Annotated in this window: 18 protein-coding genes; 14 read left to right on the plus strand and 4 right to left on the minus strand. The window is 69.8% G+C overall.

Features of this window, described 5'->3' with window-relative positions:
- Positions 1-2: 2 nt before the first annotated feature.
- From D451_RS0111660 to D451_RS0111670, 3 genes are all read right to left on the minus strand, one after another.
- Positions 3-1,439: a glutamate decarboxylase gene (locus D451_RS0111660; protein ID WP_017534533.1), complete on the minus strand. Its 1,437-nt coding sequence runs from the start codon at positions 1,437-1,439 to the stop codon at positions 3-5.
- Positions 1,440-1,538: 99 nt separating this feature from the next.
- Positions 1,539-2,228: a response regulator transcription factor gene (locus tag D451_RS0111665; RefSeq protein WP_187294556.1), complete on the minus strand. Its 690-nt coding sequence runs from the start codon at positions 2,226-2,228 to the stop codon at positions 1,539-1,541.
- Complete coding sequence (locus D451_RS0111670; protein ID WP_017534535.1) at positions 2,225-3,409, minus strand: sensor histidine kinase; 1,185 nt, start codon at positions 3,407-3,409, stop codon at positions 2,225-2,227. The genes D451_RS0111665 and D451_RS0111670 overlap by 4 nt, the downstream gene beginning before the upstream one ends.
- 179 nt (positions 3,410-3,588) lie before the next feature.
- Here D451_RS0111670 and D451_RS0111675 point away from each other — a divergent pair, with 179 nt between their 5' ends.
- Both D451_RS0111675 and D451_RS0111680 read left to right on the plus strand, forming a co-directional pair.
- The gene (locus tag D451_RS0111675; RefSeq protein ID WP_017534536.1) at positions 3,589-3,834 is read left to right on the plus strand and encodes a hypothetical protein; all 246 of its coding nucleotides are present in this window, start codon (positions 3,589-3,591) and stop codon (positions 3,832-3,834) included.
- A gap of 95 nt (positions 3,835-3,929) precedes the next feature.
- On the plus strand, positions 3,930-4,745 hold the full coding sequence (locus tag D451_RS0111680; protein WP_026124997.1) for an NAD(P)H-binding protein: 816 nt from the start codon (positions 3,930-3,932) through the stop codon (positions 4,743-4,745).
- Positions 4,746-4,799: 54 nt separating this feature from the next.
- On the opposite strand, the gene D451_RS0111685 is transcribed toward D451_RS0111680, so the two are convergent.
- Positions 4,800-5,954: an acyl-CoA dehydrogenase family protein gene (locus tag D451_RS0111685; protein ID WP_017534537.1), complete on the minus strand. Its 1,155-nt coding sequence runs from the start codon at positions 5,952-5,954 to the stop codon at positions 4,800-4,802.
- A gap of 139 nt (positions 5,955-6,093) precedes the next feature.
- Here D451_RS0111685 and D451_RS0111690 point away from each other — a divergent pair, with 139 nt between their 5' ends.
- From D451_RS0111690 to D451_RS0111745, 12 genes are all read left to right on the plus strand, one after another.
- A complete protein-coding gene (locus D451_RS0111690; RefSeq protein ID WP_026124998.1) occupies positions 6,094-6,810 on the plus strand; it encodes a TetR/AcrR family transcriptional regulator in 717 nt (238 codons plus the stop codon).
- Positions 6,811-6,946: 136 nt separating this feature from the next.
- Positions 6,947-8,569: a peptide chain release factor 3 gene (locus tag D451_RS0111695; protein ID WP_017534539.1), complete on the plus strand. Its 1,623-nt coding sequence runs from the start codon at positions 6,947-6,949 to the stop codon at positions 8,567-8,569.
- A 773-nt stretch (positions 8,570-9,342) separates the two neighbouring features.
- Positions 9,343-10,629, plus strand: coding sequence for a citrate synthase (locus D451_RS0111700; RefSeq protein ID WP_026124999.1), 1,287 nt, complete (start codon positions 9,343-9,345; stop codon positions 10,627-10,629).
- Between the two features lie 224 nt (positions 10,630-10,853).
- Positions 10,854-11,663: an HdeD family acid-resistance protein gene (locus D451_RS0111705; RefSeq protein ID WP_014913048.1), complete on the plus strand. Its 810-nt coding sequence runs from the start codon at positions 10,854-10,856 to the stop codon at positions 11,661-11,663.
- Between the two features lie 139 nt (positions 11,664-11,802).
- Positions 11,803-12,342 (plus strand): AAA family ATPase, encoded by a 540-nt coding sequence (locus D451_RS0111710; protein WP_017534542.1) that lies wholly within the window; start codon positions 11,803-11,805, stop codon positions 12,340-12,342.
- Between the two features lie 196 nt (positions 12,343-12,538).
- Entirely contained in the window at positions 12,539-13,726 is a 1,188-nt protein-coding gene (locus D451_RS0111715) for a hypothetical protein (protein ID WP_241463322.1), read from the plus strand.
- Positions 13,723-16,014 carry a serine/threonine-protein kinase gene (locus tag D451_RS0111720; RefSeq protein ID WP_017534544.1) on the plus strand — a complete coding sequence of 764 codons (2,292 nt, stop codon included), beginning with the start codon at positions 13,723-13,725 and terminating at the stop codon, positions 16,012-16,014. The genes D451_RS0111715 and D451_RS0111720 overlap by 4 nt, the downstream gene beginning before the upstream one ends.
- Before the next feature lie 17 nt (positions 16,015-16,031).
- Positions 16,032-17,294, plus strand: a complete 1,263-nt coding sequence (locus D451_RS0111725) for a PP2C family protein-serine/threonine phosphatase (protein WP_014909997.1) — start codon at positions 16,032-16,034, stop codon at positions 17,292-17,294.
- Entirely contained in the window at positions 17,278-18,624 is a 1,347-nt protein-coding gene (locus D451_RS0111730) for a vWA domain-containing protein (protein ID WP_017534545.1), read from the plus strand. Before D451_RS0111725 ends, D451_RS0111730 begins: the two co-directional genes overlap by 17 nt.
- A 9-nt stretch (positions 18,625-18,633) precedes the next feature.
- On the plus strand, positions 18,634-19,320 hold the full coding sequence (locus tag D451_RS28265; RefSeq protein WP_026125000.1) for an FHA domain-containing protein: 687 nt from the start codon (positions 18,634-18,636) through the stop codon (positions 19,318-19,320).
- Positions 19,281-21,032 (plus strand): hypothetical protein, encoded by a 1,752-nt coding sequence (locus D451_RS0111740; protein ID WP_036568006.1) that lies wholly within the window; start codon positions 19,281-19,283, stop codon positions 21,030-21,032. Before D451_RS28265 ends, D451_RS0111740 begins: the two co-directional genes overlap by 40 nt.
- 21 nt (positions 21,033-21,053) lie before the next feature.
- A complete protein-coding gene (locus tag D451_RS0111745; protein ID WP_017534548.1) occupies positions 21,054-21,962 on the plus strand; it encodes a transporter substrate-binding domain-containing protein in 909 nt (302 codons plus the stop codon).
- Positions 21,963-22,054: the final 92 nt, after the last annotated feature.

The following is a 22,054-nucleotide window of genomic DNA, read 5'->3' on the forward strand; positions in this document are numbered from 1 at the left end:
GTTCACCGTCGTGACTCCCGGGCGGGCCGAGGGCTCGGGACGTCGGCGCGATCGATGACGGAACGGGCGCCGTGGTTGAACCCGCCGGCCTCGTCCCTGCCGAGCGGGACCGAGGGCGGGTGGGTGCGCAGGTGCTCGATCGCGCTCTCGATGTCCTCCAACAGCAGGTCGGACATGTCGCGGCTGAAACCGTGGCGGACCAGTACCCGTTGGACGGCCTCGGAGTCCCGGTCGGCGGGCAACGGGTAGGCGGGGACCAGCCAACCCCGGGTCCGGAGTCGGTCGGCGAGGTCGTACGGGGTGAAGGGCTCGTCGCCGACCAGCCTCCAGGACACGGCGCCGATCCCCCGGTCCGGGTGTCCGTCGTGGACGAGGTCGAACGGCCCCATCGCCCGAACCCCCTCGGCCAGGTGGCGGGCGGTCTCGTGCGTGGCGGAGTGGATCATCCGGTAGCCCTCGCGACCGAGTCGTACGAAGTCGTAGTACTGGGTGACGACCTGACCGCCGGGGCGGGAGAAGTTCAGGTTGAAGGTGGCCTGGTTCCCGCCCAGGTAGTCGACCTGGAAGACCAGCTCCTCTGGCAGGTCGGCCTTCCTCCGCCACATCGCCCAACCCGACCCCAACGGTGCCAGACCGGTCTTGTGCCCGGAGGCGTTGATCGAACGGACCCGGGGCAGCCGGAAGTCCCAGACCAGGTCGGGGGAGACGAACGGGGCGGTGAAGGCGCCGCTCGCCCCGTCCACGTGCAGGGGGATATCGTGCCCGGTGCGCTCCTCGAAACGATCCAGGGCCGCCGCGACACCGCTCACGTCCTCGAACAGGCCGGTGAAGGTCTGGGCGAAGTTGCAGACCACCATGATGGTGTTCTCGTCGCAGTACCGGTCGACGTCGTCGGGCGTCATGACGTAGGTGTCGCCGCTCAGGGGGATCCGCCGCAGTTCCACGTCGAAGTAGAGGGCGAACTTCTCCCAGCACACCTGGACGGGGCCGCAGACCAGGTTGGGACGGTCGGTGGGGCGCCCCTCGGCCTCGCGCCGGGCCCGCCAGGAGAACTTGGCGGCCAGGCCCGCGAGCATGGCGGCCTCGCTGGAGCCGGTCGTGGAGATGCCCACGGGGTCGGAGGGCTCCGGCACGTGCCACAGGTCGGCGAGCATGCGCACGCAGCGGCGTTCCAGCTCGGCCGTCTGCGGGTACTCGTCCTTGTCGATCATGTTCTTGTCGATCGACTCGTCCATCAGCATGCGGACCTCGGGCTCCACCCAGGTGGTGCAGAAGGTGGCGAGGTTCATTCGGGAGATCCCGTCGAGCATGAGCTCGTCGTGCACCAGTTGGTAGGCGACGCGGGCCTCGGTGCCCCGTTCGGGGAAGTCCCCCTTGGGCGCTCCTCGCCGCATCAGTCGTTCCGCGTAGACGTCCTCGTCGGGAGCGGGACCTCTCATGGCGCACCTCTCACGCTGGTGGTGATGTGATGAACACCACCAGTATGTGACCTGAGGGGCGGATGAGGAGAAGGTGCAGTCTTGTCCGGAGTGTCGGGTTCAGTCCTGTTCGTCGTCGAGCAACTCGGCGTCGTGCACGAGCAGCGCGATCTGCACACGGTTGTTCAGCCCCAACTTGGTGAGGATGTTCGACACGTGCGTCTTCACCGTGGGCACGCTCAGGAACAGCCGAGAGGCGATGTCGGCGTTCGACCGCCCCTGCCCCACCGCCACGGCCACATCGGTCTCCCGCGCGTTGAGCACCGCCAACCGGCTCCGGGCCCGCCCCGCGCGCTCGCTGTGATCGGCGTCGGCCACTCGGTCCATCAGCCTCCGCGTCACGGAGGGGGAGAGCACCGGGAACCCCCGGGCCACCCGACGGACCGACTCCACGATCTCCTTCGGCGGTGTGTCCTTGAGCAGGAACCCGGCGGCGCCGGCGCGCAGGGCGCGCAGCACGTGCTCGTCGGCGTCGAAGGTGGTGAGCACCAGGACCTCCGGCGGGTCCGGGAGGGCCCGCAACGACTCGGTGGCGGTCAGCCCGTCCACCGAGGGCATACGGATGTCCATCAACACCACGTCGGGGGAGTGGCGCTCGACCAGGTCGACGACCCGGCCTCCGTCCTCGGCCTCGGCCAGCACCCGGATGTCGGGCGCGCCGCCCATCATCATCACCAGGCCCACCCGGACCAGGGCGTCGTCGTCGACGATCACCACGCCGATCCGCCGCTCGTCGTCCGATTCGCTCATGCCGACCACGGTAGCCAGGCGGAGAGGCGCCATCCACCATCGTCCGTCCGCCCGTGCTCCAATCTTCCCGAGGCCAACGAGACCCGTTCGGCGAGACCGACCAGCCCCTGCCCGGCCCCCGTCCTCTCGGAACGGGCCGGACCGCTCCCCGTGGGCGGTGCGGGGGCGCCGTTGACCACCTCCACGGTCAGGCCCTCTCCCGCGCCGCCGGAGATCCGTACCCGGGTATCGGATCCGGGCGCGTGTTTGCGCGCGTTCGTCAGTCCCTCCTGGACGATCCGATAGGCCGTGCGCCCGGTCCGCTCGGGGACCTCGCCGGAGTACTCCTCCACGAACTCCACGCCCGCCCCCGTGTTCCCGGCCTCGGACACCAGCTGGTCCAGGTCCGCCATGGTGGGCTGGGGGAGCTCGCCCACCGGCGCGCGCAGTACCCCGATCACCTCGCGCAGGTCCTGGAGGGCCTGGTGCGCGCTCTCCCGGATCACCCCGGCGGAGCGGGCGATCTCCTCCGGGGGAGCGTCCGGCCGGTACTCCAGAGCGCCCGCGTGCACGCTGAGCAACGACAGGCGATGCCCCAGCACGTCGTGGATCTCGCGGGCGATCGACTCCCGGACACGATGCTGTGCCCGTTCGGCCCGCAACCGTGCCTCGGCCTCGGCGTGCACGGCCCGCTCCCGTAGGGAGTCGAACAGTTGACGACGGTGCTGTACCGAAAGCCCCCAACCGGCCGCCGCGCCCTGGAAGACCGCGCTCAACAGGAACGCCGTCACCAACGGTGTGTCGTACGGGTCGGGATGGACCAGGGCGCCGATGTAGGACGAGAGGAAGCTCAGCGCCAACACCGCCAGCCCCACCTTGGGCGGGCGGTGGACGCACAGAGAGAACAGGGCGACCAGCATCGCTCCACCGGCGAGCGGGAAGAAGGCGGAGACAGCGACCAGGGCCACCGCGATCTGTACCGGCCACCGGCGTCGCCACCACAGGGCGGTGCAAGCGGCCAGGGCGGTGAGCTGCTCGGCGACCCGGAAAGGGTCCGGTGGGGACGGCGGGGCGGGTTCGCCGGGCAGGGTCATCGCCCCCAGGAACCCAAAACCCAGCGCGGTCAGGAACATCAGGGAGTCCACGACCCAGTCCCGCGCTCCGCGTCGGTACCGCTGCCGGGAGGAGGTCGTGTCGTTCATCGCCTCGGAGTCTAGGCAGCGTACGCGTCGAGGGGGAGAAGGGCGCGGCGACTCGATACCGAAGGCCGCGCGGGATCCTACTTTGGTCGTGTCCCCGTGCCGAAGGAAACGACCTCGGCGAGGGAGGGGGACACCGTCGACCGATCCGGCGGAGGGGGGCGTCTTCCTAGGCTCCTGTCATGCGCAAGGTACTCCAGGGCCTGGGGGTCCTCCTCTTCCTCATGGGCGTCAGCGGGGCCATCGACCGGATCTGGGCCCAGCCGATCATGGGCGTCGTGCTCAACGCCTTCGATCGTCACGTCGTGTCCGCGATCCCCCGGCTCGAAGAGAACGCGCTCCTGGCCGGTCTCGGGCTCGCCGTCTGCGGGATCGTGCTCGTCGTGGCGATGGAATCGCTCTCCCCACGCCGCAGAGGACTCACCTGATTCCTCCGGTCGTGTCGTTTCACGCCCGTTTCACGCGTGGCACTAGGTAGCGTCGACAGGCGGAGCAGCCGTGCGTGAACCTGGGGGATCACCCGATGAGCACATTGGTCACCGGCGCCACCGGACAGGTGGGTCGACGTGTCCTGACCGAACTGCGCAGACGCGGCCTGCCCGCCGCGGGGGCCTCCAGGGACGGTGAGGTACGGCTCGACTGGACCGACACCGGCAGCTGGAACCACGCCTTGGAGGGGGTGGAGAGCCTGTTCGTGACGGTCCCCATGGCCAGTGGGCTGGCAGAGAGGGCCGGGGCCTTCATGGAACGGGCCGTCGAGAAAGGGGTCGGAACCGCGGTACTGGTCACCGCCATGGGCGCCGAGAGCGGTCCGCCCGACTCCGAACAGCGTGTCCTGGAACGCAGGATCCGGGAACTGTTCGATCAGTGGACCGTGGTGCGGCCCAACTGGCTGGACCAGGACTTCACCGAGGGGCTCTTCGCCCGGATCGCCCGTTCGCGCCGAGGGCGTCTGGAGTTGCCGCTGTCCAAGCGCGCCGAGGTCAGCTTCGTGGACGCCAAGGACGTGACCGACACCGTCGTCGCGGCCCTCACCGACAAGAGGCACCACGAGCACGAGTACACGCTCACCGGCCCGAACCCGGTCTCCTTCCGCGACGTGGTGCGGATGACCAAGGGGACCGAGAGCCCCGTGTGGCGGTACAAGAAGGTGGACGAGGCCGGGTTCTACTTCCGGGCCACGAACATGGGCTGGTCCGACCGGTACGTGGACACGCTCAACGAGCGCTTCCGGGCCATCGCCGACGGAAAGGCGGCCCGGGTCACCGACGACGTGCGCCGGGCCCTGGGACGGGATCCGGTGCCGATGGCCAAGTTCATCCGGGAGTCCGTGCTCTGAACGACCCCGGCCCCGGCCGTGTCGACGGACACGGCCTGGGCCGGGGAACGCGGCCTACTTGAGGAGCTGGCGGGCCATCACCATGCGCTGGATCTGGTTGGTGCCCTCATAGATCTGGGTGATCTTGGCGTCGCGCATCATGCGCTCCAGAGGGAAGTCCTTCACGTAGCCGGCGCCGCCCAGGAGCTGCACGGCGTCGGTGGTGATCTCCATGGCGACGTCGGAGGCGTAGCACTTGGCGGCCGCGCCGTAGAAGGCCAGGTCGTCGTCGTTGCGCTCGGACTTGGCGGCGGCCACGTAGACCATCTGGCGGGCGGTCTCCAGCTTCATCGCCATGTCGGCCAGCATGAACTGGACGCCCTGGAACTCGGCGATGGCCTTGCCGAACTGCTTGCGCTCCTTGACGTAGGCCACGGCGTGGTCCAAGGCGCCCTGGGCGATACCGACGGCCTGGGCGCCGATGGTGACGCGGGTGTGGTCCAGGGTGCGCAGGGCGATCTTCAGCCCCTCGCCGGGGGCGCCGACGATGCGGTCGCCCGGGACGAGCACGTCGTCGAAGAACAGCTCACGGGTGGGGGAGCCCTTGATGCCCAGCTTGCGCTCGGGCTCGCCCAGGGTGAAGCCCGCGTCGTCGGCGTGCAGGACGAACGCCGAGACGTTGCGGCCGCGGCGGCCCTCGGGGTCGGTGACGGCGAGCACCGTGTAGTACTCGCTGACACCGGCGTTGGTGATCCACGACTTCTGGCCGTTGAGCACCCAGTCGTCGCCCTTCGGGGTGGCCTGGGTGCGCATGGAGGCGGTGTCGGAACCGGCCTCGCGCTCGGACAGGCCGTAGGAGAACATCGCCTCGCCGCGGGCCACGGGGGTCAGGTAACGCCGCTTGACGTCCTCGGAGGCGCCCAGGATCAGCGGCATCGTGCCGAGCTTGTTCACCGCGGGGATGAGGGAGGAGGAGGCGCACACGCGAGCGACCTCCTCGATGATGATGCAGGTCGCGAGGGCGTCGGCGCCCACACCCTCGTAGTCCTCGGAGATGTGCGCGGCGTGGAAGTCCGTCGCGGTCAGGGCGTCGAGGGCGTCCTGAGGGAAGGCCGATTTCTCGTCCACCTCGGCGGCGTGCGGCGCGATCTTGTCCTCGGCCACGGAGCGCACCGCCGCGCGCAGCTCCTCGTGCTCCTCGCTGGTCTTGAACAGGTCGAAGTCGCTCATGTTCTTCCCCGGTGTCTGGCACTAAGTGCCGCTGTATGGCATTCAGTGCCAGAATAGAGGGTGGGGGTGGTGAAGTACACCGCCCGGGGCGGCGGTCGTGAACGAGGCGCGCCGGCACTCCGGTGGGGAGGAGACGGTCATGGGTTCGAACGGCGAACGCGCCGCGCGCGGCGGACAGCAGCGCGCCGAGACCCGCGAGGTGGTCCTGGCCGCGGTGCGGCTGTTCACCGAGGAGGGCTACGAGGCCACCACGATGGCGGGCATCGCCGAGACCACGGGGGTCAGCCGCAGGAGCCTCTTCCGACGTTTCGGCTCCAAGGAGGACGTCCTCTTCGCCGAGCACGACGAGTTGTTCGAGACGGTCGTGCGCTACATGGAGGCCTCTCCGGAACCTCCTCTGGACACGGTGGTCTCCGCCGCGCGGTTGGTCTTCCAGGGATACGTGCGCGACCCCGAGATCACGGTGCCCCGCTACCGGCTGGTGCGCGCCCACGATCGGTTGCGCGACCGGGAGGTGGCGATGACCGCGCGCTACCAGGCGGCCTTCAGCCACCATCTGGCCGAGCACGCCGGAGGCGGGCGCCCCTCCTTGGAGGCGGAGGTGGTCGCCGCGGCCCTGATCGCCGCGCACAACCACGTGCTGCGCGGTTGGCTGCGCGACCCGGAGGCGGAGGGGATCTGGGAACGCTTCGACCGGGCCATGGGACGGGTCCGCGCCATGGCCGGGCCGCTGTTCGAGGGGCCGCGAGGGGGCGAGGGACGCGAGGACCGGGTCCTGGTGGCGGTCTATCCGAGCGGCGTGGAACGCGCGGAACTCCTGCGGAGGGTGGCCTCGGCGGTCGACGAACGAGGGTGAGCCCTCCGGCGGCTTCCCGGCGCGACCTCCACGTGTGCGTTCTCCCATCGGTTCCGGTCGTTCGCGCGCCCGCGCGAGCGTAGTCTGGACGGGGCCGGAAAACGGGAGACGAGACGAAGCGAGGCGAACGGCGGGGATGAGCGTGGACACGACGGGCGCGACCAAGCAGGAGACCGAGGTCGCCCACGAGGCCGCCCGACGGAGGACGTTCGCCGTCATCTCCCACCCGGACGCCGGTAAGTCGACGCTCACCGAGGCCCTGGCGCTGCACTCGGCGGCCATCTCCTCCGCCGGCGCCGTGCACGGCAAGGGCGACCGTCGCGGGGTCACCTCCGACTGGATGGAGATGGAGCAGGACCGAGGGATCTCCATCACCTCGGCCGCGTTGCGCATCGACTACGACGACCGCGTCCTCAACCTGTTGGACACCCCCGGTCACGCCGACTTCTCTGAGGACACCTACCGGGTGCTCTCCGCCGTCGACTGCGCGATCATGCTGCTGGACTCGGCCAAGGGCCTGGAGCCGCAGACCCTGAAGCTGTTCGACGTGTGCCGGGCCCGGAAGATGCCGGTCATCACGTTCGTCAACAAGTGGGACCGTCCGGGCCGGGAGCCGCTGGAGCTCCTGGACGAGATCGAGCAGCGCATCGGTCTGCGTCCCACCCCGCTCAACTGGCCGGTGGGCATCGCCGGCGACTTCCGGGGGCTGGTCGACCGTCGCTCGGGCACCTACACCAAGATGACCCGGACCCCCGGTGGCGCGCGCAAGGCCATCGAGGAGGTCCTGGACCCCGACCGCGCCGCCGAGGTCGAGCTGGACGCCTGGACCCAGGCTCAGGAGGAGATCGAGCTGTTGGAGGCGCTGGGCGCCGACTTCGACCCCGAGTCCTTCATGGCTGGGGAGTCCTCCCCGGTGCTGTTCGGCGCGGCGCTGTCCAACTTCGGCGTCGGTCAGCTGCTGGAGGCGATCGTGGGACTGGCCCCGGCGCCCTCGGCCAAGGTCGACGAGAAGGACGCGCCCCGGGCGGTGGAGACCCCGTTCTCCGGCCAGGTGTTCAAGATGCAGGCCAACATGGACAAGAACCACCGCGACCGGATGGCCTTCGTCCGGGTCAGCTCGGGGCGCTTCGAACGCGGGATGGTGCTCACCCACGCGGTGACGGGGCGTCCGTTCGCGACCAAGTACACCCAGGCGGTCTTCGGCGCGGACCGTTCCACGATCGACACGGCCTTCCCGGGCGACGTCATCGCCCTGGTCAACGCCCAGGCGCTGTCGGTGGGGGACACCCTCTACGACGGCCCCAAGGTGATCTACCCGCCGATCCCGAGCTTCGCCCCGGAGCACTTCGTGGTGGCCCGGGCCAAGGACGCGGGCAAGTACAAGCAGTTCCAGCGGGGGATCGCCCAGCTGGACGCCGAGGGCGTCGTCCAGGTGCTGACCTCGGACGTGCGCGGTGAGCAGGCCCCGGTCCTGGCCGCGGTGGGCCCCCTCCAGTTCGATGTGGTCAAGCACCGGATGGAGCAGGAGTTCCGCAGCCCGATCGACGTCTCGCCGCTGGACTACTCGGTGGCGCGTCGCACCGACGCCGAGTCCGCTCCGGTGCTGCACGGGCTGTCCGGCGCCGAGGTGCTGCGTCGTCGTTCCGACGACGAGTTGTTGGTGCTGGTGCACAACAAGTGGCGTCTCAAGGTGATCGAGCGCGACCATCCGTCGTTGTGGATGGAGGCGTTGCTCGCCGGCGGTGTCGACGAGTCGTAGTCGGCCTTCGGCGACCCGCCCGCCTTTTTCGGCAAAGGTCGTTCCCGTTGTTCACCACGCGTTCGCGGGCGTCACCGGTTGTATCTCCCGGTGCCTTCTTCCAGGGCAATTGCCGAGCCGGTTCGGGACCAAGGTCGGTGTTCCCGACGGCACACCGACGGGGTCGATGTGCCCTCTTCTCCGAACGAGTGTGAAATCTCGTTCTCGGCACACATATCCGCTCCACGGGATGGGTAGGAAAAGGTGCTTCCTGTGGCCTCGGGGGCTCCAGGGGTGCGGATCAGAGGCCAAGATCACCGAGTCCGGGGCACCCCGCGTCGACCCTCTTGATCAGGGCGAAGGTACCCTGATTCCAGGCCACTAGGGCGTGTTCGAACACCTGGTCGCACCAGGCCCCATCAGGGTATGTCCGGATCTGTGAAGGACGTTCCCGCCGGGGGGTGCGGGTGGGGCTCGAGCGGCCCAGGGGACCGGTCCAGGAGGCCGGCGGGAGGTGGGCGGGAGAACCCCGTCACCGTCCGTCGTGTCTCAGGGCGATCGCGGTGTTATCGATGGTCGGCAAAGTTTGTAAATCTTCACCCTGTGGTAATTATCCTCACGTCTGGGTATGTGTTGCATGTCACCTGTTCGTGAATCGGTGAAACTTATATGATTTTGCTTAACTGTCGTTTAACAAAACAGAACAATAACGAGTGAATCAAGAACGTGGCGGCGGATCGCCCCGCGTTCGATGCACCTCACGTATCCCCCGCCTGGAAAGGTTGACCTCGGGCATGAGCGATGACAAAGAGCGCACGGTGGAGCTCCACTACGAGGGCGGCGTGCTGAAGCTGCCGGTTTTCACCGGTACCGAGGGTGAGAGCACCATCGAGCTGAAGACCCTGCTGGGGTCGACCGGTATGACGACCCTGGACCCGGGGTTCGGCAACACCGCCTCGTGCAGCTCGAAGATCACCTACATCGATGGGGCGGCCGGGATCCTGCGTTACCGCGGGTATTCGATCGAGGACCTCGCCGTCAACAGCAACTTCCTCGAGGTGGCCTACCTCGTGATCTACGGCGAGCTCCCCGAGCCCGCCCAGCTCAAGGAATTCTCCGACAAGCTGCGTGACAACGCCGACATCCCGGCCGAGATGAGCGCGTTCATCGACGCGATGCCGCGCAACGGTCACCCGATGTCGCTGATGGCCAGTGCCGTCAACACCCTCGCCGCCTACTACGACGACAGCGTCGACCCTTCGGACGACGCCCAGGTGGAACTCGCCACGATCCGGCTGATGGCCAAGCTGCCGACGATCGCGGCCCGTATCTACCGCAACTCGATCGGCGAGGCCCCGATCGGTCCGGACGACTCGCTCGGCTACGTCGACAACTTCATCCGGATGACCTTCGGCGACAACGCCGCGAGCGGCGAGCTGGGCGACCTGTTCAGCAAGGCCGTCGACATGCTGCTCATCCTGCACGCCGACCACGAGCTGAACTGTTCGACCGCCACCGTGCGCGTCGTCGGCTCCTCGCAGGCGGACATCTTCGCCAGCGTCGCCTCCGGTATCAACGCCCTCTCCGGCCCCTCCCACGGTGGCGCCAACCAGGCCGTCCTGGAGATGCTGGAGGAGATCCGCGACTCCGGTATCTCCATCGACGACTTCCTCGAGCGCGTCAAGGCCCGCGAGGTCCGCCTCATGGGCTTCGGTCACCGGGTCTACAAGAACTTCGACCCGCGCAGCAAGGAGATCAAGGTTCTGGCCAGCCAGATCCTGGACCGGGACGAGAACCCGGACGAGCTCTTCGAGCTGGCCCTCAAGCTCGAGGCCGCCGCCCTCGAGGACTCGTACTTCACCGAGCGCAAGCTCTACCCGAACGTCGACTTCTACACCGGCGTCATCTACCGCACCATGGGCTTCCCGACCAACATGTTCACCGTGTTGTTCGCCATCGGCCGTCTGCCCGGCTGGGTCGCCCACTACCGCGAGCAGCTCCACGACCCGGCCTTCCGGATCGCGCGCCCGCGCCAGCACTACATCGGCTCCGGCGAGCGCCGTTACCCCGGTCAGGGCTAGCCGCGCCCGAACGCCCCTCGCGGGCACACGCGTGACCGCCCGCCCACGTCGACGACGTGGGCGGGCGATCGTGTGTCCGGGGGTCGCGTGGGTCACGTGAGACGGGTGTAGAACCTCCCTTTCCTTGTCCTTTGCGTACTTTCTGTCATCAGTGTGCGACGTTGAGGGAAGTGGCAAAGAGCAACCCCGTACAGATGCGGGGCCGCACGAGGGGGGATCTGCTCATGGTCCGGAACGCGTTGGCCGGTGACATGCTCGGTGAGCTGAGCCGGCACTGGTGGGTCTTGGTCGTACGCGGTGGCGCGGCCGTGATCTTCGGCCTTCTGGCCCTGATCTGGCCCGGGATGACCCTGCTGGCCCTGGCCATCGTCTTCGGTGTCTACGCGCTCGTGGACGGCATCGCCCTGGGAGTCTTCGCCTACCGGGCGGAGCCGGGCACGAGGACGCCTCTGATCGTCCAGTCGGTGATCGGCGTCCTGCTCGGTCTGGGGGCGCTCTTCTGGCCGGTCGTCGCGATCCTCGCCCTGGTCTTCCTGATCGGTGCCTGGGCGATCGTCACCGGTATCGCCGAGATGGTCACGGCCGTACGGTTGCGCTCCCGCATCGACTCCGAATGGATGCTGATCTTCGTCGGAGCCCTGTCGGTGATCTTCGGTCTGATGCTGTGGTTCTGGCCGTTGGCCGGCGCCCAGGCCGTCGTCCTCGTGGTCGCGGTCTACGCGATCGTCTTCGGTGTGGTCATGGCCGTGGCCGGCTTCCGTCTGAAGGGGTCGGCCGACACCCTCGCCGAGGACGAGGGCGGCGCGATGACCGCGGACGCCGACGATCGGACGACCGCCGAGACGGAGGGGACCTCCGAGGAGGAGCGGGAGGTGAGCCCCTTCGACGAGGGGTACGCCGACGGTTACCGCGCCGGCTACGAAGGCGACCGGAACGCCCCGCGTGAGAACACCGAGGAGAACGAGACGGTCGACCCGAGGGCGGGGCGTCACCGCGCGCCGAAGAAGCGCCCCGACGACCCCGGCGCCCTCTGAGAGGATTCCAGGGGGTACGTCCCACCGAGATCGATCGAGGGCCGAGTCGGCCGTCCCGGAGGACCGGGGCGATCGGCTCGGCCCTCCTCCGTGTCCCGGCCCGTCCGGGCGCCACCCCCAGAGAACGTAAGGACCCCTCATGGACCATCTCGTCGTCGTCACCGGAGGCCCGGGTTCGGGCAAGACGACGCTCATCGATCACCTGGCCGGGCTCGGGTACGCGCGTACGGTGGAGGCCGGGCGGGCGATCATCCGCGACCAGCGGGACATCGACGGCCCGGGTCTGGCCTGGCGGGACGACGCCCTCTTCGCGGAACTGATGCTCTCCTGGGAGATCCGTTCGCACCGCGAGGCCTCCCTCCTCGACGGGCCGGTCTTCTGTGATCGGGGCGTGCCCGATCTGATCGGCTACCACCTCCTGCAAGGGCGTCCCGTCCCCGAGCACGTACGGGAGGCCGCCCGACTGTTCCGCTACCACCGTCGCGTCCTCCTTGCCCCGCCCTGGCCGGAGATCTTCTCCGGAGACGGAGAACGGCACCAGTCCCCGGAGGAGGCCGAACGCACCTTCGAGGCGATGCGCGAGGCCTACCCCTCCTGCGGCTACGAGGTCGTCCTCCTGCCCAGGGTCCCCGTAGTCGAGCGGGCCCGCTTCGTTCTGGACACCCTCGCCCGGGGATGACCGGATCGGCGGAACACCTCGGGGGAGCCCTCGACACACGTGTGGCCGTACGTGGCCGTAACGCGGGAATCCCTTGTGGTTCGGGGGGTGCGACGCCACACTCGTTCTAAGCACGAAGAGTGGAGAGTCGGAGTACGGCGGCTCGGTGGGGGTGATCCGGCAGGTGGCGAGCGCGTCCGAATTCGACAGACCGGCCATGAGCTGGGAGGGGATCGATCACGCGCTCAACCGCGTTCGCGGTGAGGCGGCGCGCGTCGCCCTCGATCTCGCCGAACTGGACCGGCACGGGGCCTATCGCCTGATCCAGGGCGCCGATCTGACCGGTGAGACCAGACGCCGCTGGGAACCGGAGATCGCCCGGGTCCAACGCCTGTGGAAGAGCCACGAGGCCTTCTCCGCCGTGGTCGAGCGAGCCGCTCACGTACGCGGTGCCGGCGGTGAGGATCCACGGGCCGAACTCGATCTCCTCCTCACCGGTGCGTCCGTCGCCCTTCCCACGGGCGAGAACGTCGCCCCGGCCGAAGCGGTCGCCCGGATGACCGGCGACTACGAGGCCGTCACGGAGACCGTCTCCGCGATCGAGACGGCGTGGGACGTCCTCCAACCCAGGCTCGGCGAGCTGGAGGCCATGTGGAAGGAGGTCTGCACCCTCTCGGACATGGTCGAGCTGCCCGCGGACGCCCATGAAGGGCTTCGGGAGAACCTGGAACGGATCGGGGAGACCGTGCACGGCGACCCGCTCGCCCTGGTCGTCGACGACGGTGTGGACACCTCCGCGCTGCTCCTGCTCCGGGACGCCTTGGACCGGACACGCGGCGAGCTCCGCGACGCCCTGCGCATGCGCGACTCCTATGAGGAGAGCGTCCGGCGGCTCACCTGGGCCATCGACGACGTCGAACAGGCCGCCCTGCGCACCGAGAGGCTTCGCGCCCGCGTGGTCGAGAAGATCTCCTCTCCGGAGGCGAGCGAACGCCTCGACCCGGTCCCCGGCCTTCGGGCCGCGGTCGCCGAGATGGACGAGCTGCGCGACCGGGGAGACTGGCGGGAGCTGGGAAGCCGGCTGGGCCGGATCCAGCAGGCCGTCCACGACGTCGAGGACGCCCTCCGCGAGCAGGGTCGGGTCCTCACCGAACTCCTTCAGCGCCGGGCGGAACTGCGCGGGCGGTTGGACTCCTGCCGGGCCCTCGCGGCGCGTCTGGGGCTGGACGGCCACCGTCGTCTCGTCGCCCCGTACGTACGCGCGCACTGGGAACTGTGGAGCGCGCCCAGCGATCTGAGGGCGGCCACCACGGCCCTGACCGTGTACGACAGGACGCTCCGAGAACTCGCGAACGGCCGGGACCCGGACGACGAGGCCGGGGACCGGGACGGTGCGAGCGGATGAGCGAGTGCGCGTCCCCCGGGTGTCGGGGGCGGATCGAGGACGGCTTCTGCGACGTGTGCGGGCTGGAGCCCGTCGGGACGGACCGGGAGCAGGGGCCGCGGCGCCCCGCGCCGGTGCCGAGCCCCGGCGAACCCTTCGCGTTCTCGCATCCGATCGGTTCCGACGACATCCGGATCTCGGGCCGATCCGACCCCGGAAGCGTCTCCGACACCTTGGACGGCGGGCGCGGGGTACGTTCCCTCGGGCGCGGCGCCCGGCGCGGCATGCTCGGCATGGGTCTGGTCCAGATCCCGCCGGTCCCGACGAAGGACCCCTCCGAGGCGATCATGGTCGCGCCGGTCGTGTCGGAGAAGAACCGCTTCTGCGGCGGCTGCGGCGATCAGGTCGGTCGGGCCCTCGGAGACCGGCCGGGGCGCACCGAGGGCTTCTGCCGCCAGTGCGGCACCCAGTTCTCCTTCGTCCCCAAACTGGTCAGGGGAGACGTGGTCGGAGGGCAGTACGAGGTGCTCGGCTGCCTGGCCCACGGCGGGCTCGGTTGGATCTATCTGGCCCGGGACCGCAACGTCAACGACCGGTGGGTCGTGCTCAAAGGGCTGCTCAACGCGGGAGACGCGGAGGCGCACAAGGCGGCCGCGGCCGAGCGCGCCTTCCTCTCCGAGGTCGAGCACCCCAACATCGTCAAGATCATCAACTTCTCCCAACATCCGGACCCGCGCACCGGCATCCCCGGCGGGCACATCGTCATGGAGTACGTGGGGGGCAAATCCCTGCGGCAACTTCTGGAGGAGCGCAGGGAGCAGGGCACCGGGACCGAGGTCCTACCCGTCGAACAGGTCATCGCCTATGGGCTGGAGTGTCTGAGGGCGCTGGGCCATCTGCACACCAGGGGCCTGCTCTACTGCGACTTCAAGCCGGACAACGTCATCCAGAGCGAGGAGTTCATCAAGCTCATCGACCTGGGCGGGGTCCGACGGATGGACGACACCGTCAGCCCGGTCTACACCACCCCCGGTTATCGGGTCCCCGAGGCCGAGCTCCGGGGGCCCGGACCCAGCGTGAGCGCGGACCTGTACTCCGTGGGCCGGACCCTGGCCGTGCTCTCCCTCCACTTCCCCTTCTCCCGCGAGCACCTCCACAGCCTCCCGTCCGCGCACGAGGCCCCCCTGCTCAGGCGCCACGAGTCCTTCGACCGTTTCCTTCGCCGGGCCACCCACCTGTCGCCCGACGTCCGCTTCCACGACGCGGGGGACATGGCCGATCAGCTCACCGGGGTGCTGCGCGAGGTCCTCTCCGACATCGAGGGCACGCCCCACGCCGCGGCCTCGGTGCTCTTCGGTCCGGAGAACTACACCGGCGGCGCCGAGACCGGGACGCGCGACGTCGACCGCGTGCTCGCCCCGCCCTCGCCCACCGAGGCCTCCGCCCTGCTGCCCGCGCCCCTGATCGACCAGTCCGACCCCGCGGCGCAGCTCCTGCGCGGCTTCGCGGGCATGCCCGCCACCGAGCTGATCCCGACCCTCCGATCGGCCACGGAGCTCACCCCGGAGACGCTGCTGGCCCTCACCCGGGCGCTGCTGGCCGTCGGCGACCACGGCGCCGCCCTCGACGTCCTCCAGAGGTTCAGCACCACGATCCCCGGCGACTGGCGCACCATGTGGTACCTGGCCGTGGCCGAGTTGAGCATGGGGCGCTTCCACGAGGCACGGGACCACTTCGACGAGCTCTACGCCCATCTGCCCGGGGAGAGCGCGCCCAAGCTCGGACTGGCCATCGCCTGTGAACGCACGGGGGAGCACGAGATCGCGGCCCGGCAGTACGCGACGGTGTGGTCCACCGACCACTCCTATGTGAGCGCCGCCTTCGGCCTGGCCCGGATCCGTATCGCCCAGGGCGATCGGGCCTCGGCCCTGCGGGTCCTGGACACGGTGCCCGAACTGTCCAGCCTGTACGTTCGTGCCCAGACCGCCCTGATCTCCCTGCTCGCCACCGAGGACGGTGACGGCACCGACCTCATCAGGGCGGGGGAACGGTTGGAGCGGCTCGGCCTGGACGGGGAGTCCACCGACCGGCTGGCGGTCCGGGTCCTGGAGTCGGCCCTGGCCTGGCTGGAGGAGGGGGGAGCCCCTCCGCCCGATGGCCTGCTCCTGGGCGGCCCGTTCACCTCGCGGGGTGTCCGGACCGACCTGGAACGGCGCTACCGTTCTCTGGCGCATCGGTCCGGGAGGCTCGCGGAACGCTACCGACTCGTCGACAGGGCGAACTCCCGGCGCCCTGTGACGCTGTGGTGAGAAGCGAAGGAACGGCGATGACGATGGTGCGGTGTCCCGCATGCTCCGACCGTGTGTCGGCGGGCGATGTCTTCTGCGAGGGCTGCGGCCGCGGTCTTCCGGAGGAGGTGCGCGCGCGTGCCTCCGCGGAGGCCGGGCGGGACGGGCGTTCGAACGGGGACGCGCAGGAGACCAAGGTGCTGTCCCTGGACGATATGCCCACCGTCCCCCAGGAGAGTCTGGCCGGGGCGACCCCGGACGACCTTCGCGAGGAACCCGACGCGCAGGTCACCCTGAACATCCGGCGCGACACCGTCGTTCCGGGACCGGAGCGGGGGAGCGGCCCCGCCCCGACCGAGGCGGAACGGCCTCGCCCCTCGACCGGTGGAGCGTCCTCGACGGACGACCCCGGCCGCTGCGCCTGGTGTCCCGGACGGGTCGTCACCGGCTACTGCGAGAAGTGCGCCCTCCTGCAACCCTCGGGGCGCGACCACGTCGAGACGCGGGCGGGCGTGGCCCACGGGGTGAGCGATCGGGGGCTGCGACACAGGCGCAACGAGGACGCCATGGCGATCCGCGCGGTCGCGGACGACGCCCCCCACGCTCCGGGCACCATCGTCGCCGTCGTGTGCGACGGGGTGTCCAGTTCGCCCCGCTCGGACGAGGCCTCCAGGGTCACCGCGGAGGCGGGCGTGGCGGTGCTCGCCGAAGGGATGCGTCGAGGCGTCGAGCCCCGCGAGGCCACCGGTGAGGCCATGACCCGCGCGGCACGGGCCGTCTCCGCCATCGCGGACTCCCCCTCCTCGGCCCCGGCCTGCACGTTCGTGTCGGCGGTCGTGGACCCCGGAGCGGGCACGGTCACCGTGGGGTGGGTCGGGGACAGTCGCGCCTACTGGCTCGCCGACGGCCCCGGCTCCAGCCCCTCGACCCTGCTCACCAGGGACGACTCCTGGAGCGAGGCGATGGTGCAGATGGGAGCCCTCTCCCGCGAGGAGGCCATGCGTTCGGGCAACGCCCACGCGCTCATCGCATGGATGGGGGCGGACTCGGGCGAGATCGACGCGCACGTGTCCACCGTGGCCCCGACCGGGCCGGGTGCCGTCGTGCTGTGCAGCGATGGTCTCTGGAACTACCACCCGGAGGCGCGTGAGCTGGCCGAGGCCGTGCCCCACGCCGGCGAACGGCCTCGGGAGGCCGCGCGTACCTACGTCGAACTCGCCCTACGGGCGGGAGGCAAGGACAACATCACGGTCGTCGTCATCCCTGTATCCCCGGGAGGTGCCCGTGTCGCGCACGCCTGACCTCGGCACCGAACCGGAGTTCCGGGTCGAGGTCCTCCAGAACCCCTGCCTGCCGCCGGGCGGAGGGCAGGTGCACGCCATCGTGAACGTGTCCTCGCGGGGGCCGGAGTCCGTCGATCCCTCCGTGCGCGCCTGCGAGGTGATCATCGTCGACACCTCCGGCTCCATGTACGGCGAGAAGATCGAGGCGGCCGGACGGGCGGCGCGCGCGGCCGTCGAGACGCTGCGCGACGGGGTCCGGTTCGCGGTGATCGGCGGCTCCCACGAGGCGCGGATGATCTACCCCCGTGACGAACGGACGGTGGAGCTCGACGCCTCGACCCGGGCCGAGGCCCTGGAGGCGTTGAGAGGGCTGGAGGCGGACGGAGGCACTCGGATGGGGGTCTGGCTGACCAGGGCCGCGCGCCTGTTCGAGGGTGTCGACGGCATCAAACACGCCATCCTTCTCACCGATGGTCGCAACAACGAGATGTTCGACTCCTTCGAGGAGGTGCTCCGGCGGTTCGAGGGCGCGTTCGTCTGCGACTGTCGCGGTGTGGGCACCGACTGGGACGTGGAGGAGTTGCGCCGGATCGACTCCGCGTTCCTCGGCTCCGGCCCCGACATCATCGCCGATCCCGCCGACATGGCGGCCGACTTCCGGGCGATGACCCGGACCTCCATGAGCAAGACGGTGGCCGACGTGGCGCTACGGCTGTGGACCCCGAAGAACTCCATCGTGCGCTACGTCAAGCAGGTCGCGCCCACCGTCCAGGACCTCACCGAACGCGGTGTCGAACGGGTCCCGATGGCCCGCGACCACCCCACCGGATCGTGGGGTACCGAGAACCGCGACTATCACATCTGCGTCGAGGTGGAACCGGGAGCCCCGGGTCGACGCCTGCGCGCCGGATGGGTGCGCGTGGTCCTGCCCGGCCCCACACCGGAGCAGGACCGGATCCCGGCCTCGGGGAACATCCTCGCCGAATGGACCGCCGACGAGGACCGCACCACCGGGATCCACAACCGGGTGGCCCACTACACCGGCCGGGTCGAGATGGCCCGGGCGATCCAGGACGGGCTCGCGGCCCGGCGCGGAGGAGACGAGGCGACCGCCACCACTCGGCTCGGACGCGCAGTGGAGCTCGCGCACGGGGCGGGGGACGAGGAGACGCAGAGGCTGCTCGGACGGGTCGTCGACGTGCTCGATCCGTCCACCGGGACCGTCCGCCTCAAACCCGGCGTCGACAAGGTCGACGAGATGACCCTCGACATCGACTCGACTCGGACCGTACGCACACGACCCCGGATGAACGGACGGGTCGGCGACGGTACCCCCGGACCCGTGTAGGAGGGACCCATGCCGAGTTGCCCGTCCGGGCATCACTCCACGGCCATCGACTTCTGTGACATCTGTGGGCGACGCCTTCGGGCCCCGTCCGACACACCCCCCACCCCGGCGTGGCACGGTCCCGCCGGACCGCCCCGCCCCCCGCCCCCCGGATCCGCGCAACGAGGAGGCCCCTGCCCTGAGTGCCGCACGCCCCGGATCGGCCGCTTCTGCGAGGAGTGCGGGTACGACTTCTCCGCCCGCGCCGCCGAACCCCCCGTGAACGAGGGCGGCCGAGGGGGAGCGCGTTGGCGTGCGATCGTCGGCGCAGACCCGGCCTACTACCAGTACATGGTGGACCAGGGGATGCTCGACCCCGAACGGATCGTCTTCCCGGTCGGACTCCGTCGACGCGGGGTGCCCCTCGAAGGAGAGCGGGTGCGCGTCGGTCGGGGGAACCGCGCCCGAGGTCTCGTGCCGGAGATCGATCTGGGCGGTACCGGGGGGGATCCCGCCGTCTCCCAGATCCACGCGGTCCTGTTGGCCCGCCCCGGAGGGACCTGGGCCCTGATCGACCCCGGCTCGACCAACGGGACCACGATCAACGGGACCGCCGACCCCATCGGTCGTGACGTGGCGGTCCCCCTCAACGACGGCGACCGGATCTACCTCGGCGCATGGACCGTCATCATCCTCCAGAAAGGGTGGAGCCGTTGAAGTCCCCCGAACCAGAGTCGGGAGCGGGACGTCCCGAACAGGGCGTCTCCCCGCGCCCGATCACGGACCTCTCGGTCCGGAGACTGCGCGGCGGCCGGGCCTGGGCGCTCGCCGCCCTGCGCACCACCCCTGTGCGGGTGTGGACGCTCTCCTTCCTCTGCGTCGTCGCCATCGTGGGGCTGTTCGCGGCCTCGGCCGTCACGCTCGATCGGGCCCGGGGCAGTCTCTCCCTTCTCGGAGAGGAGGCGGGCCCCCAGGCGATGGCCACCACCGAGCTCTATCTGTCGCTGGCCGGAATGGACGCCTGCGTCGCCGACCTGCTGCTCATGGGTACCGACGAGGCCCTCCAACCCCAGAGGGAGGGGGCCCTGAAACAGTACGAGGCCAACCGGGAGGAGGCGGGTGACGCCATTCTCGAGGCGGCCCTGCTCGCCGAGAGCAAGACCTCCGACGAGGCCGCCCCCGAAGCGGAGGCGAGCGCGAGCGCCACCCACGAGACCGAAGGGACCGGGGAGGCCGGGGGCGATGTGACGCGCGCCGAGGCCGGGGCGGACGAGGGCACGAACGACGATGACGAGAACGTCGGGTCGGAGAACGAGGGCGGGACCACCCAGGATCACAACATCCGGGCCGTCCTGGACCGGATGGGCGCCTACGAGCGGCTGGTCGGGGAGGCGCTTCGACTCAACGAGATGGCCGGAGCGGCACCCGGGGAGGTGGACCCCGAGGCCCTCGCCGCCTATCGGCAGGCGACGCGGGTGATGCACGAGGAACTCCTGCCCAAGGCCTTCAACCTGGGCCTGGAATCCTCGGCGATCGTGCGCGTCGACCACGAGGAGGGTCGGACCTCGATGCTCCTCGGCCAGGTGTGGGTGGGGGCCGGGGGGATCGCCGCGCTCGTGCTCCTGGTCGGGCTCCAGGTCTATCTGAGAGCACGTTTCCGCCGCCTCCTCAACATCCCCCTGCTCATCGCGAGCGCCGGAACGATCCTGCTCGCCGTCGGGGTCGTCTGGACGCTCGGCAGCGGCTCCGAACAGCAGAGGATCGCCAAGGAGGAGGGGCTGGAGGAGGTCATGGCGTTGGCCCGGGCCGGGGCCGTCAGCATGGACATGCAGGCGGACCAGAGCCGCTACCTCATCGACGTGGAACGCGCCGACAACCACCAACAGGTCTACCTGGAACGTTCCCAACAGGTGCTGTTCCGCCCGGCGGACACCCTGGAGGACTACTACGAGAGGGTCGGAGAGGTGGCCGAGGCCTTCCCCGAGCCCCCCGAGGAACTCGAAGGACTCCAGAACGACCCGGGGGCCCTCGGCTACCTGGGCCGGGGGGACGAGGAGCGGTCCTCGGCGGCACAGGAGGCCAGACTGGCCCGGGTGCTGGACGCCTACGACGATCTCCAGGCCGAGGATCGGGAGATGCGCGAGGCCATGAGGGACGGGGACCTGGAGAAGGCGATCGAGATCCGGTTGGGCGTGATCGGTCCGAAGGAACGGCCGGGTGAGACCGATCCCGAGGAAGGGGCCTTCCAGAGCTACACGGTCGCCTTGGACGGGCTGATCGCCGAGCACCGGGAGAAACGGTTCGACGCCGCGATCGCCCGTGGAGAGGCGAGGGTGGCCCCGTGGGTTTGGGGCCTTCCGGTCGGCTCCGTGGTCCTACTGGCCCTGGTGGTGGCCGGGGTCCGGCCGCGGCTCGCCGAATATCGCTGACGAGAGACGGGGAACAGCCGTATGTGGTTCAGACATCGCCGGGCGAGGTCCGTCTCGGCCCTGGCCGTCGCCGTCCTGTCGGTGACCTCGGCCTGCTCCGCCGACCGTGAAGAGGAGTCCCTGATCCACGCGGACTCCCTGGTCATCGCGGTCAAGGAGGATCAGCCCAGGCTGGGGGACCGGGGCGAGGACGGGGAGTTGGAGGGTTACGACGTGGACGTGGCCCGCTACATCGCCGACTACATGGGGATCGAGGACGTGGAGTTCATCGGCACCACCTCGGCCCGGCGCGACGGTCTCCTGGCCCGACCCGGGCCGGGCGGGTCCCCCACGCCCGAGACCGACCCCACGGGGACGCCCGAGCGGGCCGACATGGTGGTGGCGACCTACTCCATCACCCCCGAACGCAAGACCCGGGTGACCTTCGCCGGTCCGTACCACGTGGCCAAACAGGACATCCTCGTGCGCGCCGACGACGATGAGGTCTTCGAGGCCCGTGATCTGGAGGGCCGCACCATCTGTCAGGGAGAGGGCTCCTACTCGACCTCGCGTATCACCGCCGGCCTCGGCATCGATGTGCGCGAGGAATCGAAGATCGAGAGCTACAGCCGGTGCATCGAGCTCCTGGCCGAGGGCGAGGTGGACGCGGTCTCCACCGACAACCTCATCCTGGCCGGCTTCATGACCGAGTATCCGGGCGAGTTCCGTCTGGTGAACAACCCCTTCACCGACGAGAAGTACGGGGTGGGGCTCCCCTACGGGGACGTGGCCGCCTGCGAGAGGGTCAACGAGGCGATCAGCACGATGTACCGGGACGGGACCGCCGAGGAACTGTTCGAGAAGTGGTTCGAAGGGACCGGTATCGAGGAGTTCGACGAGAACGGTGAGGAGCGGACCTACAACGTGCCGCAGTTCGAGGGCTGCGAATAGCCGGGACCGGCCGTGAGAGCGGGCGGCCGGGGTGGCTCGAAAGAGTCGTATGCAAGATACTGAACCGAATGTAGGACTTTGGAGGCACAGAG

The sequence above is a fragment of the Nocardiopsis alba DSM 43377 genome (assembly GCF_000341225.1).
GTDB classification, from domain to species: domain Bacteria; phylum Actinomycetota; class Actinomycetes; order Streptosporangiales; family Streptosporangiaceae; genus Nocardiopsis; species Nocardiopsis alba.

Coding starts and splice junctions, on each gene's coding strand:
- D451_RS0111695 (WP_017534539.1), top strand. CDS start 6,947: ATGAGCGTGGACACGACGGGCGCGACCAAGCAGGAGACCGAGGTCGCC.
- D451_RS0111670 (WP_017534535.1), bottom strand. CDS start 3,409: ATGAACGACACGACCTCCTCCCGGCAGCGGTACCGACGCGGAGCGCGG.
- D451_RS0111740 (WP_036568006.1), top strand. CDS start 19,281: ATGGACCGTCATCATCCTCCAGAAAGGGTGGAGCCGTTGAAGTCCCCC.
- D451_RS28265 (WP_026125000.1), top strand. CDS start 18,634: ATGCCGAGTTGCCCGTCCGGGCATCACTCCACGGCCATCGACTTCTGT.
- D451_RS0111725 (WP_014909997.1), top strand. CDS start 16,032: ATGACGATGGTGCGGTGTCCCGCATGCTCCGACCGTGTGTCGGCGGGC.
- D451_RS0111705 (WP_014913048.1), top strand. CDS start 10,854: ATGGTCCGGAACGCGTTGGCCGGTGACATGCTCGGTGAGCTGAGCCGG.
- D451_RS0111690 (WP_026124998.1), top strand. CDS start 6,094: ATGGGTTCGAACGGCGAACGCGCCGCGCGCGGCGGACAGCAGCGCGCC.
- D451_RS0111660 (WP_017534533.1), bottom strand. CDS start 1,439: ATGAGAGGTCCCGCTCCCGACGAGGACGTCTACGCGGAACGACTGATG.
- D451_RS0111675 (WP_017534536.1), top strand. CDS start 3,589: ATGCGCAAGGTACTCCAGGGCCTGGGGGTCCTCCTCTTCCTCATGGGC.
- D451_RS0111665 (WP_187294556.1), bottom strand. CDS start 2,228: ATGAGCGAATCGGACGACGAGCGGCGGATCGGCGTGGTGATCGTCGAC.
- D451_RS0111745 (WP_017534548.1), top strand. CDS start 21,054: ATGTGGTTCAGACATCGCCGGGCGAGGTCCGTCTCGGCCCTGGCCGTC.
- D451_RS0111710 (WP_017534542.1), top strand. CDS start 11,803: ATGGACCATCTCGTCGTCGTCACCGGAGGCCCGGGTTCGGGCAAGACG.
- D451_RS0111700 (WP_026124999.1), top strand. CDS start 9,343: ATGAGCGATGACAAAGAGCGCACGGTGGAGCTCCACTACGAGGGCGGC.
- D451_RS0111720 (WP_017534544.1), top strand. CDS start 13,723: ATGAGCGAGTGCGCGTCCCCCGGGTGTCGGGGGCGGATCGAGGACGGC.
- D451_RS0111680 (WP_026124997.1), top strand. CDS start 3,930: ATGAGCACATTGGTCACCGGCGCCACCGGACAGGTGGGTCGACGTGTC.
- D451_RS0111685 (WP_017534537.1), bottom strand. CDS start 5,954: ATGAGCGACTTCGACCTGTTCAAGACCAGCGAGGAGCACGAGGAGCTG.
- D451_RS0111715 (WP_241463322.1), top strand. CDS start 12,539: ATGAGCTGGGAGGGGATCGATCACGCGCTCAACCGCGTTCGCGGTGAG.